The sequence below is a fragment of the Pedococcus cremeus genome (genome assembly GCF_900111375.1).
Classification (GTDB): domain Bacteria; phylum Actinomycetota; class Actinomycetes; order Actinomycetales; family Dermatophilaceae; genus Pedococcus_A; species Pedococcus_A cremeus.
On record NZ_FOHB01000004.1, the window covers coordinates 452,309 to 468,950 of the forward strand.

The 16,642-nt window shown below is 71.2% G+C and carries 12 protein-coding genes; 9 read left to right on the plus strand and 3 right to left on the minus strand.

All coding sequences use genetic code 11. From position 1 onward, the window contains the following. Positions 1-10 precede the first annotated feature (10 nt). From BMW78_RS10580 to BMW78_RS10590, 3 genes are all read right to left on the minus strand, one after another. Positions 11-2,860: a CDP-glycerol glycerophosphotransferase family protein gene (locus BMW78_RS10580; RefSeq protein WP_091759029.1), complete on the minus strand. Its 2,850-nt coding sequence runs from the start codon at positions 2,858-2,860 to the stop codon at positions 11-13. Positions 2,861-2,963: 103 nt separating this feature from the next. Beyond that, on the minus strand, positions 2,964-4,475 hold the full coding sequence (locus BMW78_RS10585) for a CCA tRNA nucleotidyltransferase (protein ID WP_245735777.1): 1,512 nt from the start codon (positions 4,473-4,475) through the stop codon (positions 2,964-2,966). 10 nt (positions 4,476-4,485) lie between these two features. Beyond that, positions 4,486-5,628, minus strand: a complete 1,143-nt coding sequence (locus BMW78_RS10590) for an acyltransferase family protein (RefSeq protein ID WP_177180350.1) — start codon at positions 5,626-5,628, stop codon at positions 4,486-4,488. A 163-nt stretch (positions 5,629-5,791) separates the two neighbouring features. Between BMW78_RS10590 and BMW78_RS10595 the strand changes: the two genes are divergently transcribed. The 9 genes from BMW78_RS10595 to BMW78_RS10635 all read left to right on the plus strand — a co-directional run bounded on the left by BMW78_RS10595 (position 5,792) and on the right by BMW78_RS10635 (position 16,561). Beyond that, positions 5,792-6,313 (plus strand): NUDIX hydrolase, encoded by a 522-nt coding sequence (locus BMW78_RS10595; RefSeq protein WP_091759033.1) that lies wholly within the window; start codon positions 5,792-5,794, stop codon positions 6,311-6,313. Continuing rightward, positions 6,313-8,541, plus strand: coding sequence for a DUF6049 family protein (locus BMW78_RS10600; protein ID WP_091759035.1), 2,229 nt, complete (start codon positions 6,313-6,315; stop codon positions 8,539-8,541). Before BMW78_RS10595 ends, BMW78_RS10600 begins: the two co-directional genes overlap by 1 nt. Beyond that, entirely contained in the window at positions 8,538-10,175 is a 1,638-nt protein-coding gene (gene murJ, locus BMW78_RS10605) for a murein biosynthesis integral membrane protein MurJ (protein WP_091759037.1), read from the plus strand. The genes BMW78_RS10600 and murJ overlap by 4 nt, the downstream gene beginning before the upstream one ends. 72 nt (positions 10,176-10,247) lie before the next feature. After that, a complete protein-coding gene (locus BMW78_RS10610; protein WP_143056216.1) occupies positions 10,248-12,209 on the plus strand; it encodes a hypothetical protein in 1,962 nt (653 codons plus the stop codon). A gap of 22 nt (positions 12,210-12,231) precedes the next feature. Beyond that, a complete protein-coding gene (sigM, locus tag BMW78_RS10615) occupies positions 12,232-12,804 on the plus strand; it encodes an RNA polymerase sigma factor SigM (RefSeq protein ID WP_091759040.1) in 573 nt (190 codons plus the stop codon). A gap of 85 nt (positions 12,805-12,889) precedes the next feature. Beyond that, on the plus strand, positions 12,890-13,654 hold the full coding sequence (locus tag BMW78_RS10620) for a hypothetical protein (RefSeq protein ID WP_091759042.1): 765 nt from the start codon (positions 12,890-12,892) through the stop codon (positions 13,652-13,654). 133 nt (positions 13,655-13,787) lie between these two features. After that, positions 13,788-14,795 carry a thioredoxin-disulfide reductase gene (trxB, locus tag BMW78_RS10625; protein ID WP_091759044.1) on the plus strand — a complete coding sequence of 336 codons (1,008 nt, stop codon included), beginning with the start codon at positions 13,788-13,790 and terminating at the stop codon, positions 14,793-14,795. Between the two features lie 77 nt (positions 14,796-14,872). Next, the gene (trxA, locus tag BMW78_RS10630) at positions 14,873-15,199 is read left to right on the plus strand and encodes a thioredoxin (RefSeq protein ID WP_091759046.1); all 327 of its coding nucleotides are present in this window, start codon (positions 14,873-14,875) and stop codon (positions 15,197-15,199) included. 180 nt (positions 15,200-15,379) lie between these two features. After that, positions 15,380-16,561 carry an N-acetylmuramoyl-L-alanine amidase gene (locus tag BMW78_RS10635; protein WP_091759048.1) on the plus strand — a complete coding sequence of 394 codons (1,182 nt, stop codon included), beginning with the start codon at positions 15,380-15,382 and terminating at the stop codon, positions 16,559-16,561. Positions 16,562-16,642: the final 81 nt, after the last annotated feature.

The following is a 16,642-nucleotide window of genomic DNA, read 5'->3' on the forward strand; positions in this document are numbered from 1 at the left end:
GCCTCGATGCTCAGGAGGACGTGGTCACTTCGTTGCCGGTCCCCACAACGACGGTGGCCGACCCGTTCATGACGGCCGCACCGTTCGACGCGTCGAGCCCCAGTGGCGTGAGCTCAGGATGGCTTCGCCTGAGGTACGCCCTCCTGTAGGGCATGGGGCGGTCCATGTCGAGCACCGCCTGGAAGACACGCTCGCTGCACTGCCCGTCACGGTGAGGGAAGATGTCGCGCATTCGCGGTCCGTACATCTCGTCGGGGACCGCGCGCAGCCTGGCTGCCTGTTCGATGGCTGCGAGGGCGCGCTCGGTGTCGACTGTCACGGGACCGAACCCGTCCTCCTCGTAGCTCCACGTCCCACGACGGTAGGCGTGGCCGCCCGCGAAGAACTCGGCCTGGTCGAACTGGAAGTAGACGACCGGCCGCTCGATGTAGGCCATCTCGAAAGCGAGCGACGAGTAGTCGGTGACCATCAGGGCCGACCGCGCCAGGACTTCCTGCACATCGGTATCCGAGTACCGGCAGACCGTGATGTGCTCCGCGAGCGGGCTGTCGTCGAGGTACCCCTGCATGTTGGGATGCGGCATGAAGACGACCTCGAGGCCGTTTGCGGCTGCGATCTCCTTGAGCCGGTCCGAGTTCAGGAGCGACATCCAGTTGTCCGCGTACTCGGACTCCCAAAATCCCTGGACCTGCTGCCGCTCGTTGCCCCCGGCGCTGTTGACCAGGTCGCCCAGGAGGGTGCGTCTCCACGTCGGCATGACGAGCAGGAGGGACCGATCCTTGCTCGCTTGGGCCAGTTCCAAGAGCCTGTCGTGGCGTGGGAAGCCGGTGAGGACGACCTCCTTGCCGGTGAAGATGTAGGGCGTGTGGTCTCCGACGATCGACTCGTGCTCGTCTGTACTCGCCGTGATGAAGAGGCTGATGGGCTTGCGGTTCACCCAGCGTGACAGATCGTCCTTGGTGACCCCGTGTTGCAGGAAGGTGAAACGCCAACTCTTGTTGCCATGCCGCTTTGGGTCCAGCGGCTTGACGATGTAGTGGTCCACCTGCGAGGAGAGCAGGTGATCGGTGTTGAGCAGCAACAGCACATGCTCGTCCGAGCCATGCTCCACGAGCCGGAAGCCCTCCGCGCTCAGTCGGTCCCAGTCAGTCGAGTCCCTGTTGAGGACAAACCACGAGTTGATCTCCGGGTGGTTCCGGCTGATGTGCCGGTAGAGGTGCTCGGCGTTGTCCTGTGCCTGGTTGTCACGGTCGATGAAGGTCCAGGCGTTGCCGTACCTCGCGCGGACTGCCCGGGACTTCGCGCGCTCACGGAGGCGCTTGTCCCGCCGCGCAGTGCGGCCCTCGTCGGTAAAGGCGGCCCTCACGCCTTCGACCCGGCCCTGCGCACCGACGATCGTCTGCTTCGCAGTCCTTTTCGCTGACCGTGCTACCTGACGCGCCACGCTTCCCGAGCGCGTCGGGGTCTTGTCTCCGCGGACTGCGGCCGGTCCGGAGTACCGGGTCAGCCGACGCCACATGACAGCGGGACGCATGACGAAGACGGGTTCCTGGGGCGCGCCGAGCGTCAACGGCACCTGTCTGCCATCCAAGGCGATCCTGATCGTGCCCGTCGCCGGCAGCCAAACGATGCGCTCGCGCATCAGGACACGGCCCAAGTAGGTGACGTCGCGAATCTTTGCGAAGACCGGTTCGATCGCCATGCCGCGGACCCGGAAGTCCTCGAGGGGAAGGTCGCCGCCGTAGAAGTAGCGCACCTGGACGATCTCGCGACCGCTGTCGATGCGGATCAAGGGCAGGCTTATCGGCCGTTGCCGCTCCTTCTTGTAGCCGAGCACCAGGGCGTCACGCAGCTGGAGCGAGGTTGGCAGAAGCGTGATTCCCTCGATCGTCTCCGTGTCGATGTACTGGAAGATCCGCTCGACCAGGTGGTGGAAGGGGTCTGCGATCGGCTTGCCGATCCAAGCGGTGGCGCTGTGGATGCGCTCGTCCTGCCGGAAGTAGAACAGCAGGTCGTAGAGGACGAGGTTCTGTGCCCACACGGGCACGTGACCAAGCTGCCCGTGAATGGTTTCGAGCAGGCGCAGATATCCGACCTCGGGGAGGTGCACGTACTTCTCAGGCTTGTGCCAGCTGCTCTGGACCAGCGAACTGCCGTCCTCGCGACGGCGGTAGTGGTAATGCGCCTCCGTCAAGATGCCGAGACGCGGCCGCGCCCTTGAGGCCAGGTAGAGCGTCGTGAGAAAGGCGTCCTCGAAGTTCGGCTTGATGTCGTCGTCGTAACGCAGCCCTAGCTCGTTGAGCCGGTCCGTCAGGTAGAAGGCCGTCGCAGACTGCAGATGGATGTACTCCGGGTGGCGGCTCAGGTCGACGATCTGCGTTCCACGCCGGAACTTCCGGCGCAAGGGGTGCGTGTCCGTCACCTCTCCGGTCGCGTCGTTGAGGAGGAGTAGGCGAGTGCTCAGCAGGTCCACGTGCTGGTCGGCGTTCGCGGCCAAGAACGACGCGATCTCAGCAAAGTACGAGGGATGGAACATGTCGTCGGGGTCGGGAAAGCTGACCCACGTCGAGGTGATGTGCCGCAGGCCCTCGTTGCGTGCCGACGCGAGGCCACCATTCTCCTTGCGGATCAGCTGTGCGTGCGGCGCCACTGCGTCGATCCACTGCTGAATGAGCTCCGCTGAGCGGTCCGGCGAACCATCATCGACGAAGACGAGCTGTACCTTTTCCAGAGGCAGCGTCTGAGCGGTCAGCGAGTCGAGGAAGTCCTGCACATAGCGCTCGACCCCATAGGTCGGTATGACGACCCCCAGTTGGTACGCCTGCGCATGGTCCACCGTCTGGCTTTCGGCCCTGCTCATTGTGACTCTCCTCTGTCCCCACCTTGTGCTCGGGGCAGAATGTCATATTTCGTGGACGTCCGGTCTGCCTCCTGCTCGCGACCCGCGGATGGCGCCCGTGCTGTCATTGAGTGCTGCCGGTCTGCGACTCGGGCTGGTCGGCCCACCACTGGAGGAGCCGCTCCTTGGCGGCCTCCTCCCCGATCGGCCCCTCGTCCAGACGGACCGACAGCAGGTACTTGTAGGCGCGGCCCAGCAGCGGGCCGGGCTTGATGCCCAGCACCTCGGAGATCTGGTTGCCGTCGAGCTCGGGCCGCACCCTGCCCAGCTCCTCCTGCTCCTGCAGCCGGACGATGCGCACCTCGAGCTCGTCGTAGGTGCGCGACAGGCGCTCGGCCTTGCGCCGGTTGCGCGTCGTCGAGTCCGAGCGGGTGAGCCGATGCAGGCGCTGGAGCAGCGGCCCCGCGTCGGTGATGTAGCGACGGACGGCCGAGTCGGTCCACTGGCCCTCGCCGTAGCCGTGGAACCGCAGGTGCAGCTCGACCAGCCGGGCGACGGCCTTGACAGTCTCCTTGTCGTAGCGGAGGGCCTTGAGCCGCTTGGCCGCCATCTTGGCGCCGACCACCTCGTGGTGGTGGAAGGAGACACCGCCGCCGTCTTCGAACTTGCGCGTGGCCGGCTTGCCGATGTCGTGCAGCAGCGCGGCGAGGCGCAGCACGAGGTCAGGACCCGGCACCGAGTCCGCCGGGCCGTCAGCCGGCCCCTCGAGGGCGATGGCCTGCTCGAGCACGATGAGCGAGTGCTCGTAGACGTCCTTGTGGCGGTGGTGCTCGTCCACCTCGAGCTTGAGGGCGGGCAGCTCGGGCAGCATCTGGTCAGCCAGACCGGTCTCGACGAGGATCTCCAACCCTGCGCGGGGCTGCGGGGCGAGCAGGAGCTTGCTGAACTCGTCGCGGATCCGCTCGGCCGAGACGATCTGCAGCGTCTTGGCCCGCTCGCGCATGGCCTGCTCGACGGCCGGGTCGAGGTGGGCGCCGAGCTGGGCCGCGAACCGGGCCGCCCGCATCATCCGCAGCGGGTCGTCGGCGAAGCTCACCTCCGGTGAGCCGGGCGTGCGGAGCACCTTCCGCGCGAGGTCGGCCAGGCCGGCATACGGGTCGACGAACTCGAGCGAGGGCAGCCGCAGCGCCATCGCGTTCATCGTGAAGTCGCGGCGGACCAGGTCGTCCTCGAGGTTGTCGCCGAAGGCGACGACGGGCTTGCGGGTCTGGTGGTCGTAGGCGTCCGCGCGGTACGTCGTCACCTCGACGGTCACGTCACCGCGGCGGGCGCCGATGGTGCCGAACTCCTTGCCGATGTCCCAGTGGGCATCGCCCCAGCCGGCGAGCAGGCGCTGTGTCTGGTCGGGGGCGGCGCTGGTGGTGAAGTCCAGGTCGGGTGACGTCCGGCCCAGGAACGCGTCGCGGACCGGTCCGCCGACCAGTGCGATCTCGTGGCCGGCGCCGGCGAAGAGCTGCCCGAGCTCCGTGAGGATCGGCACGACCGGGGCGAGGTGCGCGACGGCCTGCCGCAGCAGCGCGGCAGACGGCTGGGCAGTGGCGGGGGACGACGAGGACGGGGATGACGGAGACGGCAAGGTGATGACCCTAGGTAGTGGTGCGTGCGGCGGGCGCTGCGGTGCGCTCGGCGGGTGTGCGCAGGCCCTGCGTCACCCAGCGCCTCATGAGGGGCGCGAGTGGACGCTCCACGACGCGGTTGACCAGCCAGGCCAGGCCCAGCACGAACAGGACGGCCACCAGGAGCACCACGAGTCGCGGCAGGCTCCCGGACAGCTTGGAGATGACGAACAGCCCCCAGTACTCGTGGACGAGGTACAGCGGGTAGGTGAGGAGCCCCAGGGTGGTGGCCAGGCGCCACCGGACGTGCTGCAGCCGGGTGGTCGTGACCAGCGCGACCGCGGCGAAGCACAGCAGCACCACGGCCATCGCCACCAGCGACTTCGCCTCGCCGCCGGTCTTGCGGTGGATGATGTGGGCGTAGTCGGCCGCCTTGGTCATGGCCAGCACGACCTGGAGACCGACGAGTCCTCCCAGCAGGGGGCTCCACCCCTCCCGGTGCACCAGGTAGAGCAGCATCCCCGCCGCGAAGTACGGCGCCCACTGCGCGATGAGCAGCTCGCTGAGGAAAGCCTGATCGGTGGTGGCCGCCAGGGCCGCCACCACGGGCCACAGCGTCGCGAAGGCCAGCACCCGCTGGCGCGTCAGGCCCACCAGCATGAGCAGGCCGACGAGCAGGTAGAAGCGCATCTCCACCCACAGCGTCCAGTAGACGCCGTCGACATGGTTCACGCCGTTGGGCTCGTGCAACATCGTCAGGTTGGTGATGACCTGGGGGATCGTCACGTCCTTGCCCGACACGTTGGACACCGCCAGCAACAGGCCGCCGGTGAGGAGCACGCCGGCCCAGTAGCCGGGGAACAGCCGGGCCACGCGCGACCCGACGTATGCCGGCAGCTCGCGACCCCAGGCCGTCATCAGGATGACGAACCCCGAGATGAAGAAGAACAGGTCCACCCCGAGGTAGCCGTAACGGGTCACCTGGTGCAACTCGGGAAACGCCGAGATGGTGGGCGTGCCCCAGACCGGAGTCTTGATGGCCGTGAAGTGGTAGCCCACCACCGCCAGCGCGGCGAGGAACCGGAGCCCGTCGAGGAGGGTCAGCCGCGGCGGGCGATGGGGCGCCTCCGGGGTCGCGACCCTCTCCGTGGGGGCAAGGGTCTGCGGCAGCACCCGGAAAGGATAGCCGCGCGGCGACCGCCTCCCATCCAAGCGTGACCGCGCCGCACAGGCCGGTCCAGGTCATCACGCCGGGTCACACCGCCGTGGTGGTGACCGCCCCTGCGGCTCGCGCCGCACGGGCCGCCCACCAGCAACGCTGGTTAGAGTGACGGGCATGACCTCCCCCGCGCGCGACCCCGAACCGGTCACGCGCGACCCCGAGCGGCCGACCCCCGGCACCGCCGCCCGGCGGCTGCCAGCGGTGGAGGAGCGCTCAGCCGGTGGGATCATCGTCGACGTGTTCAAGGGCGAGGCCCGCATCGCCGTCATCGCCCGCCGCAACCGGGCCGGCCGCGTGGAGTGGTGCCTGCCCAAGGGCCACATGGAGGACGGCGAGACCCTCCCCGAGGCCGCCGCGCGCGAGGTCGCCGAGGAGACCGGCATCGAGGGCCGGGTGCTCACCGAGCTCGGCACCATCGACTACTGGTTCGCCACGAGCGACAAGCGGGTGCACAAGTACGTGCACCACTACCTCCTCGAGGCGACCGGCGGCTTCCTCACCATCGAGAACGACCCCGACCAGGAGGCCATCGACGTCGCCTGGCTGCCGCTGGCGGAGGCCCACCGGCACCTGACGTTCCCCAACGAGCGGCGCATCGCCCGGCAGGCATGGCAGCGGCTGTCCGGGAGCGAGTGATGCGCCGGCTCGGGGTGTGCCGGGCCGTCACCGTGGTCACCCTGCTCCTCCCTGCGCTCGGCCTCGCCTCCTTTCCTGCCCAAGCGGCGCCCGCGAGCGGCACTCACTCCAAAGCGGCGCCCGCGAGCACGACGGGCACCGCGGCATACCGTGCGCCACAGGAGCCAGCCGCGGACTCGCGCCTGCAGATCACCCTGACCTCCGTCTCCCCCACCATTGCCACCCCTGGTCAAGCCGTGACCGTGCAGGGCACCGTCACCAACCCGGGCAGCTCGGCGGTGTCGCGCCCGGTGGCTCGCGTCGTGCTCGGCGACCAGCAGCTGGCCACCCGTGAGGCGGTCGACCGGTGGGCCGCCGGGCAGGGCCCGGCCGAGGGCAGGGAGGTCGGGCGCAAGGGCCTCGGTCCCTCCCTCGCCGCCGGTGCCACCGCGAGCTTCTCGGTCAGCGTCAAGAACGCCGCCAGCCTGCGCACCCCGACCTACGGCGCGCTCCCCCTGTCGGTCGAGGTCGGCGACGCCAGCCTGCGGACCTTCGCCGGCTACCAGCGACAGAAGCAGTACCAGCCGCTGCGCCTGGGCTGGGTCGTCCCGCTCACCCTCGACCCCGACCCCGCCCTCTTCGGTGCCGAGGGCACGGCCCGCACGGCCGCCTGGGAACGCGTCCTCGGCGCGAGCTCCCGGCTGACCCGCGTGCTCGAGACGACCGAGTCGGCACCCGTCACCTGGGCCATCGACCCGACCCTGCTGCCCAGCCTCCTCCCCGAGGGCGCCCCCGAGCCGAAGCCCACCGGCAAGAGCAAGACCCAGAACAACCCGACGCCGAGCACCCAGACCCAGGGCGACCAGACCCAGGGGGGCCAGTCCACCGGCGAGGCGGCCGTGCGGTCGGCGGTCGAGAAGCGGATCCGCGCCGCCGCCCCCGCCCACTCCCCCTGGGTGCTGCCTGACACCGACGCCGACATCGCGGCCGCCGCCGACGCCGAGACCAGCTCGTCCCTCATGAGCGAGCTGGTCTCCCGGTCTGCCACGGTGGCCCGGGCCATCGACGGACGGGCCGACGTGGCCTGGCCCGTCGACGGGCGGTACACCCCCGCCCGGGAGGAGGCCCTGCGCCGGCTCTACCGCGAGCCGCGGCTCGGCGCCCAGCTCGCCGCCCAGTCGAACCTGCCCCTCGACGCCAACACCCAGGACGCGCACCGCCGCAGCGCCGACGGACTGCCGGTGCTCGGCTACGACGACGAGCTCAGCAACCTCTTCGCCGGGACGAGCAACCCGACCGGCGCCGCCGCCGATCTTCAGCACTTCATCGCCGACACCGTCGCCCTGCTCGACGAGCGGCCCGGCACCTCCTCGCGCTCGGTGCTGGTCGTGGCCCCCCGCTCCTTCGACCCCGACCCGACCGCCGCGGCCGCCTTCCTCAGCGGCGTCTCGAACATCCCCTGGCTGGCACCGGTGTCGACCCGCACCCTGCTCAACGAGGCCAAGCAGGCGGTGCCCATGCCGCAGGAGGTCGGCACCCGTCCGACCCCCACCGAGGCGCCCAGCGCCTCCGCGACCGACCCGTATGCCGGTGCCGAGCCCCTGCTCACCCCGCGCCGGATCGCGTCGCTGGAGCAGAGCCTGCGGACCGTCCGCGGCGTGGGGCTGATCCGTGACGACGGCGACCTCTTCACCCGCACCTGGGGCCGGGCCGCCGAGCAGCTCGCCTCCACCCGGTGGCGGTCGGCGCCCGCCGGCTGGAACCGGCTGAACGCCGGGGTCGTCAGCGCGACGCGTGACACGACGACGGCCATCAAGGTCTCGCGGCGCAACATCAACTTCATCGCCGACACCGGCCGGCTGCAGATCACGGTGGAGAACGAGAACGACGTCGCGGTCGAGAACGTCAAGCTGACCCTCGAGCCGGCCAACCCACGGCTGCGCATCGACAACCAGCCGCCCGTCATGCGCATCGGCGCCAACAGCCGAGCCACGGCCGTGGTGAGCGTGACGACCCTGGCGGCCGGCACGGTGCCGATCCGGACCACGCTCACCACGCCCGACGGCACCGTCATCGGCCAGGGCGCCGACGTGTTGGTGCAGGTCACGCCCACCGGTGACTGGGTCTATTGGACCCTCGGCGGAATCGCAGGGATCATCCTTCTGCTCGGCATCTGGCGCTCCGTGCGCCGCAAGCCGGCCCCGCGCAACGCCGCCGAGCCGGTTCCCACCCCCGAAAGGACTGCATGACCGACGTCAGCCTGGCCCGCAACAGCGCGCTGATGGCCCTGGGCACGGTGGTCTCACGGCTGCTCGGCTTCGTCCGGACCTCGACGCTGACCGGCGTCGTCGGCATCGGTCTCGCGGCCGACACCTTCGACGTGGCCAACACGCTGCCCAACCAGTTCTACCTGCTGCTCGCCGGAGGCGTGCTCAACGCCGTGCTGGTCCCCCAGATCACCAAGGCGGCCACCCACGACGACGGCGGCCACGAGTTCGTCAACCGCCTGCTGACCATCTCGTTCGCCATCATCGCGGGAGCGACCGTGCTCGTCACGGCGCTCGCACCGGTCCTGGTGCGGCTGTTCTCGCAGGGCTGGAACGAGGAGGCCCTCGGGCTGGCCACCGCGTTCGCCTTCATCTGCCTGCCCCAGGTGCTCCTCTACGGCGTCTACACGCTGCTGGGACAGGTGCTGAACGCGCGCGGCCACTTCGCGGCATACATGTGGGCACCGGCGGTGGCCAACGTCGTGGCCATCGCGGGCCTGGTGGTGTTCCGGTTCGCCTTCGGCAAGCAGGTCCCCGTCGGCGAGTGGACCCCGTCGATGATCTGGCTGCTGGCCGGCACGGCGACCCTCGGCGTCGCCGCCCAGGCGCTGGTGCTCGTGATCCCGCTGCGCCGCATCGGCTTCCGCTACCGCCCGGTGTGGGGCGTGCGTGGCTACGGCCTCGGCTCGGCCTCTCGAGTCGCGCTGTGGACGTTCGCGGCCATCGGCGTCAGCCAGCTCGGCTTCATCGTCACCTCGAAGGTGATGACCCGGGCCGGTGACCTGCTCCACCGCGCCGGCGAGGTGGGCGCCGGCAAGGCCGCCTACGGTGTCGCCTTCCTGCTCTTCATGCTGCCGCACTCGCTCATCACGCTCTCGCTGGTCACGGCGCTGTTCACGCGCATGTCGCAGGCCGCCCACGCCGGACGCACCAGCGAGATCGTCGACGACGTCGCACGCGGGCTGAAGATGCCCGCCGTCGTGCTCCTGCCCGCCACGGTCGCCGCCGTGGTGCTCGGCGCCCCTGCCGTGCGCGTGGCCTTCCCCGGCAACTCCCCCGACGAGGCCTCGGCGATCGCCGGCGTGATGATCGCGATGATGCTCGGCATCCTGCCGTTCGGGTGGCTCTACCTCGTGCAACGCGTCTACTACGCCTACGAGGACGCCAAGACCCCGTTCTACCTGCAGGTCGTCGTCACCGTGGTGGCAACGGTCGCGAACCTCGTCGCCGCCGTGGTGCCCCCCGACCGCACCGGCGTCGTCGTCGGGCTCGGCCAGACCATCTCCAACACCGTGGCCGCCGTGCTCGGCCTGTGGCTGCTGCGCCGCGTCCTCGGTTCGCTGCACCTGCGCTCCACGACGCAGCTCTACGTCCGGGTGGCCATCGCCTCCGTGGTGGCCGCCCTGCCCACCGTCCTGGTGGTGTGGCTGCTGCACCAGGTGCTGCCCCAGGACGCCGACGGCCAGCTCACCTGGGCGTCGTCGCTGGTCGTCGTCGTGGTCGGGCTGGCCGTGCTCTTCCCGGTCGCCCTCGCCGTCGCCCACGCTCTGCGGGTGCGTGAGGTGGCGGTGCTCCTCGACCCGGTGGTGCGCCGGGTCCGCGCGCGCCGTGGGTGAGGCCCCAGTGCCACGCCCTAGGATGAGCACCCCGACCGACGTGAAACGACGCGACCGCACCGAGGAGGCAGCGTGCACGGCGTAGGACCATCCACGGTGCTGGGAGGCCGGTATGCCGTCCAGCGCCGCCTCGCCCAGCTGCCCCGGGCCGAGCGCTGGTCCGCGCACGACACCACCCTCGAACGCGACGTCGTCATCGTGGTCTTCCCGACCGACGACCCGAACGCCGACGCCGCGCTCGACGCCGCCCGTCGCGCGGCCGGGATCGACAACGAGCGCCTGGTGCGCATCCTCGACGTCGGCCGCTCCGAGGGGGTCTCGTTCTTCGTCGAGGAGGCCCTCTACGAGGCGCACACCCTCACCCACCTGCTCGACCAGGGCGGCCTGCCCTCGGAGGAGGCCCGCCGCATCGCCGGCGAGACGGCCGTCGGGCTCGAGGCCGCCCGGGGCCGGGGGCTGCACCACTTGCAGCTGACACCGAACCACGTCTGGCGCACCGGCGACGGGGCGGTGAAGGTCTCCGGCCTCGCCACCGCCGCCGCCCTCGCCGGGGAGGACGAGCTCGGCGGGGCCGAGGCCTCGCGTGCCGACGCCGTGGGCGTCGTGGCCATCACGTATGCCGCGCTGACCAGCCGCTGGCCGCTGCCCACCAAGGTGCCCGGCCTGGAGGGTGCTCCGCACCTGGTGGGCGGGGTGCCCGCGCCGTCGGAGATCGCAGCCGGAGTGCCCGGCGACCTCGACGCCCTGTGCCGGCTGACCCTCAACGACGACGAGGGCCCGCTCACCCCCGGTGACTTCGCGACCCAGATCGCCCCCTGGTCCAAGACGATGGTCAGCGGCCTCGGCGGCACCGCCACCCAGCCGATCGCCCTCGCCGACCTCGCGGCCGCCGGTTCGTCCGGCGGGGCGGAGAAGACCCTCGCCCTTCCGTTCCCGGCGAAGGCACCCGGCCAGGGCTCCCAGGGTGCCCAGCAGGGTGCCCAAGGGTCGCAGGGGTCCCCGGCACGGGGGTCCGGTTCGGAGCCGACCACCCGGCTGCCGTTGCACCCCGGAGCCGGCACAGCCGCCGGCACCACGACGGCGCCCTCCGCCGACGGGGTCGACCACGAGGACGAGTCCCACCACGGTGCCGCCGCGGCGGCTGCCGTGGCCGGCGCAATCGGCACAGCCGGTCAGGCCGCGGGCCACGCCGCCGGTGCTGCTGCCGGCAAGGTGGGCAGCTTCGCCCGTGCGGCCGCCGACAAGGCTGCCGAGCGGCGCGCAGCGCGGGCGGCTGCCCACGAGGCCGACGAGCGCGACCGGGTCTCCCTCGACGACGCCCTGCTGGCCGGCCACGAGGACGTCGAGCCGCCGCTCCCCCTCCTGCCGCCGGAGACGGCCGCCGCCCCCACCCGCGACCAGTCCAAGATGGCACTGGCGATCATCGCGGCCTTCGTCGTGGTGGCCACCCTGCTCGGCTTCTGGGGGGTCTCGCAGATCGGCTCGGGCTCCGGCCTCGACCTCACCGAGGGCACGCCGCGGCCCACCGTGACTGTCAAGGCCCCCACGCAGACGGTCACGCCGAGCGACACCCCGACGCAGCAGCCCACCACGGAGGCCACCGGCGAGCCGCTCGCGATCCTGAGCGCGGCCGGCTTCGACCCCGAGGGCGACGGGCGCGAGCGCAACGGCGAGGCCCCGCGCGTCTACGACGGCGACAAGTCCACCTTCTGGAGCTCGGAGGGCTACGCGTCGGCGAACCTCGGCGGCCTCAAGAAGGGCGTCGGGATCATCGTCGACCTCGGCCAGGCCGCCAAGGTCAAGCAGGTCGAGCTCGAGCTGCCGGATGCCGCCGACCTCACCGTCTACGTCAACGGCGACAACACACTCGACGGCGCCACCGAGCTGGGCAGCTCCAACGGCAAGAAGGGCACCGTCACCATCACCGGGGACAAGCCGGCGACCGGCAAGTACGTCATCGTGTGGTTCACCAAGGTGAGCCAGGTCAGTGACGGCCGGTACCGCGCCACGCTGGCCGAGATCACGGTCCGGTAGGAACACGGCGGGGGGCGTCGGCATGGGCGGGGACCTTCCCCTCGAGCAGCGAACCGACCGCGACCTGCTCGCCCAACACTGTGCCGGCGACGGAGCTGCCTTCGGGGAGCTGTTCCGCCGTCACCGCGACCGCATGTGGGCCGTCGCCCTGCGCACGACCGGCAACCGCGAGCTGGCCGCCGACTGTCTGCAGGAGGCGTTTCTGGCCGCGTTCCGCCGGGCCGACTCCTACCGTGGGGACGCTGCGGTGACCACGTGGCTGCACCGGATCGTCGTCAACGCCTGCCTCGACCGGCTCCGCCGCGAGCGCCCGGTGGTGCCGCTGCCCGACCGGGAGATCGCCGACCGCCACGACGCACCGGGCCAGGTCGAGACCCGCCTCGACGTGCTCGAGGCGCTGGCCCGCCTGCCCGAGGGACAGCGCATCGCCCTGGTCCTCGTCGACATGCACGGCCTGCCGGTGGCCGAGGCCGCCGCCGTGCTCGAGGTCGCGGAGGGCACCGTGAAGTCGCGCTGCGCCCGCGGTCGGGCCGCGCTGGCCACCCTGCTGGGCCCCTCCGTCACCGGGGTCGCGGAACCTTCGGGGGCCCCGTGACGTCGTACAACTGTCAGCCCTGCCGCCGTGGAGCGGCCCTCCCGGCCCCCTCCGGGGCCGACCACCGTCATGCCAGGAGGTTGTCGTGAGCCTGCGCCAGCCGCCGCCCGGGCCCCCGGACCCCGACGACGACCCGACCGGGATGCGCGCGCTGCTGTCCTCGCTGCCGGAACCGGGACCGATGCCCGCTGACCTCGTCGCCCGCATCACCGCCAGCCTGGCCGAGGAGCAGGAGCGCCGGCGGGTGCCCCGCCTCCTCCACGAGCCGACGCGACCGCACCGCCCCCTGTGGCGCACGGCCGGCCTGGCCGCCGCCGCTGCGGCCGTGATCGCAGTGGGCGCCGGGTCACTGCTCAGCGGCACCGCTCCCGGCGCCCTCGGAGCCCTGTTCGGGGGCGCCGGCGGCGACACCGCCTCCTCCGGGGCGGCGGCCGCCAGCGCGGAGAGCTCGGCGGGAGGCGCCGTCGCACCACGGGTGGACTCCTCTTCCGCCGACAAGGCCTTGGCCGTGCCCGTGAGCATCCACCACACCGCGCGTGCCTACACCTCCGGCGCCTTCGACACCCAGGCCGCGGCCCTGCTGGCCTCGCCAGGTGACCAGGCGGCCCCCTTCAGCGCCGAGGCGCCCTCCATCGGACCGATCGGCACCGAGATCGGGCTGCGGTCGTGCCTGTCGGCCCTGACCACCGACCGCTACACGACCGCCACGGCCGACCTCGGGACCTTCGACGGCCAGCCGGCCGCGGTGGTGGTGCTGACCACGGGCGCCGGCCACACGGCATACGCGGTGCAACGCTCCTGCTCCACCGGCCACCCGGCTCTCCTGATGGGCCCGGTGAAGCTGCGCTGACCGGCCGCGTGTCGCGGCCTGCCCCGTGGGAAGGCGGAACAAAGAGGGCCTACGATCTGTTCAGGCGACTAGCACCGCATCTTGCGGTCCGCACCCATCCAGACCACAAGGGGCTGTATCTGTGAGCAGTGACGTGTCCGACGTCCGGAACCTCATCATCATCGGGTCCGGCCCGGCCGGCTACACCGCAGCGGTCTACGCGGCTCGGGCGAACCTCAACCCGCTGGTCTTCGAGGGCGCCGTCACCGCCGGTGGCGCCCTGATGAACACCACCGAGGTGGAGAACTTCCCCGGCTTCCGCGACGGCATCATGGGCCCGGAGCTGATGGAGAACATGCGCGCCCAGGCCGAGCGGTTCGGCGCTCAGCTGGTCACCGACGACGTCACCGCAGTCGACCTCGAGGGCGACATCAAGACGGTCACCGACTCCGAGGGCAACACCTACCGCGCCCACGCGGTCATCCTCGCCATGGGCTCGGCCTACCGCGAGCTCGGCCTGCCCGACGAGAAGCGCCTCTCCGGCCACGGCGTCTCCTGGTGCGCGACCTGCGACGGCTTCTTCTTCCGCGACCAGGACATCGTGGTCGTCGGCGGCGGCGACTCCGCCGTCGAGGAGGCCACCTTCCTGACCAAGTTCGCCCGCTCGGTGACGATCGTGCACCGCCGCGACGAGCTGCGCGCCTCCAAGATCATGGCCGCGCGCGCCATGGCCAACGACAAGATCCGCTTCGCCTGGAACAGCGCGGTGAGCGCCATCCACGGCGACGCCAAGGTCACCGGCGTGACCCTGACCGACACGGTCACCGGCGAGACCCGGGAGCTGCCGGCCACCGGCGTCTTCGTCGCCATCGGCCACGACCCCCGCAACGAGCTGGTCAAGGGCGTCATCGACCTCGACGAGTCCGGCTACGTGCAGGTCCAGGGCCGCACGACCCTGACCAACGTGGACGGCGTCTTCGCCTGTGGTGACCTGGTCGACCACACCTACCGCCAGGCCATCACCGCCGCCGGGTCCGGCTGCGCCGCGGCCCTTGACGCCGAGCGCTTCCTCGCCGCCCGCGAGGAGGCCGGCGAGCCCGCCGCCGACCAGGCCCTCATCGAGTCCGAGAACCCGCTCGAGGGCGCTGTCAGCAGCCGCTGACAGACTCACCTGCGAGAGCACCACCCGCTTCACCCCTCACCACGTCACCACCCACCACGACGGAAGGAGCCCCCACCGTGGGAGCCACCAAGGAGACCACCGACAAGACGTTCGACCAGGACGTCCTGATGAACGACAAGCCCGTGCTGGTGGACTTCTGGGCGCCCTGGTGCGGCCCGTGCCGCGCGGTCGCCCCCGTGCTGGAGGAGCTGGCCAACGAGCACGCCGGCAAGATCGAGGTCGTCAAGCTCAACACCGACGAGAACCCCGAGATCACCGGCCGCTACGGCATCACCGGCATCCCGACGCTGAACGTCTACGTCAAGGGTGAGGTCGTCAAGACCCTCGTCGGCGCGCTGCCGAAGCCCAAGCTGGTGCGCGAGCTGGCCGACTACCTCGGCTGACGAGGCGCCCCGCCAGCAGCACCGCTGCGTCGGACGTATGCCGGCCGCTCCCCTTCCGGGGACGGCCGGCATCGTCGTTCCCGGTCCGTGGCTGCGGTTGGCCGCCCCGGGCCCCCTCGCCTAGGCTCGTCCGCGTTCCGCAGCCCACCGACCGTGGGCCGTCCCCGCCCAGGAGGCTCTTTGTCCAGCAGCAACAACGGCCTGCTCCGCCGCGGCAGCCGTGGACCGGCGGTCGCGGATGTGCGCACCCGCCTGGTCGCGCTGTCACCGGACCACCTGGGCGACCGCTCGGGCCTCGGCGGCCCCGAGATCGATGCCCAGCTCTACGACGAAGCGCTCGAGCGGGCCGTGCGCGACTTCCAGCAGCGCCAGGGCCTCATCGTCGACGGCATCGTCGGGCCCGAGACGTTCTCGGCCATCGACGGCGCCCGATGGAGCCTCGGCGACCGCATCCTGACCCACACCCCCGGCCACCTGCAGCACGGTGAGGACGTCGCGGCACTCCAGGAACGGCTCAACACCCTGGGGTTCGCGGCCGGACGCGTCGACGGGCGCTTCGGCCCCAACACCGAGCGGGCCGTGCGCTCGTTCCAGCGTGCCTACGGCCTCCCCGGCGACGGCTCGGTCGGTCCGGACACCTTCAGGGCCTTCTCCGACCTGCGCCGCAGTGTCTCCGGCGGGTCGTCGACGGTGCTGCGCGAGCAGGAGCGGGTGCGCCGCTCGGGCCACAGCCTCAGTGGGCGCACGGTCGTGCTCGACCCCGGACACGGCGGTGACGAGGCGGGGGCGACGGTCAACGGCCTGCGCGAGGCCGACGTCGTGCTCGATCTCGCCCGCCGCATCGAGGGCCGCCTGACCGCGATCGGCGTCTCGGTCGTCTACACCCGCACCGAGCACACCTGCCCCAGCGAGGAGGAGCGCGCCGCCCTGGCCAACCGGGCCGAGGCCGACATCCTCCTGTCGCTGCACTGCGACTCCCACGACCACGTCGACGCCAGGGGCGTGGCCACGTTCTTCTTCGGCCGCGACCGTCGCACGTCCTGGTCGGCCGTGGGCGAGAGCCTCGCCGACATCCTGCAGCGCGAGATCGTGGCACGCACCGGGCTCGCCAACTGCCGTTCGCACGGACGCTCCTGGCGCCTGTTGCAGCAGACGACCATGCCCGCCGTGCGCCTCGAGGCCGGCTACCTCTCCCACCCCGAGGACGCCTCGAGGCTCGCCGACCCGGGCTTCCGCGACACGCTCGCCGAGGCCGTGCTCGTCAGCCTCCAGCGGATGTACCTCGGCGAGGACGACACCAACGCCACCGGCGTCCTGCACCTGGGTGACCTGCGCGCCTACCTCGCCTCCGGCGGCCACTGAGCGGCATACACGGAAGAGGGACCGCATCTCATCGCTGAGATGCGGTCCCTCTTCTCTGTCCGTTTATGCAGCCCTTGAGGC

Coding starts and splice junctions, on each gene's coding strand:
- BMW78_RS10595 (WP_091759033.1), top strand. CDS start 5,792: ATGACCTCCCCCGCGCGCGACCCCGAACCGGTCACGCGCGACCCCGAG.
- murJ (WP_091759037.1), top strand. CDS start 8,538: ATGACCGACGTCAGCCTGGCCCGCAACAGCGCGCTGATGGCCCTGGGC.
- BMW78_RS10580 (WP_091759029.1), bottom strand. CDS start 2,860: ATGAGCAGGGCCGAAAGCCAGACGGTGGACCATGCGCAGGCGTACCAA.
- sigM (WP_091759040.1), top strand. CDS start 12,232: ATGGGCGGGGACCTTCCCCTCGAGCAGCGAACCGACCGCGACCTGCTC.
- BMW78_RS10600 (WP_091759035.1), top strand. CDS start 6,313: ATGCGCCGGCTCGGGGTGTGCCGGGCCGTCACCGTGGTCACCCTGCTC.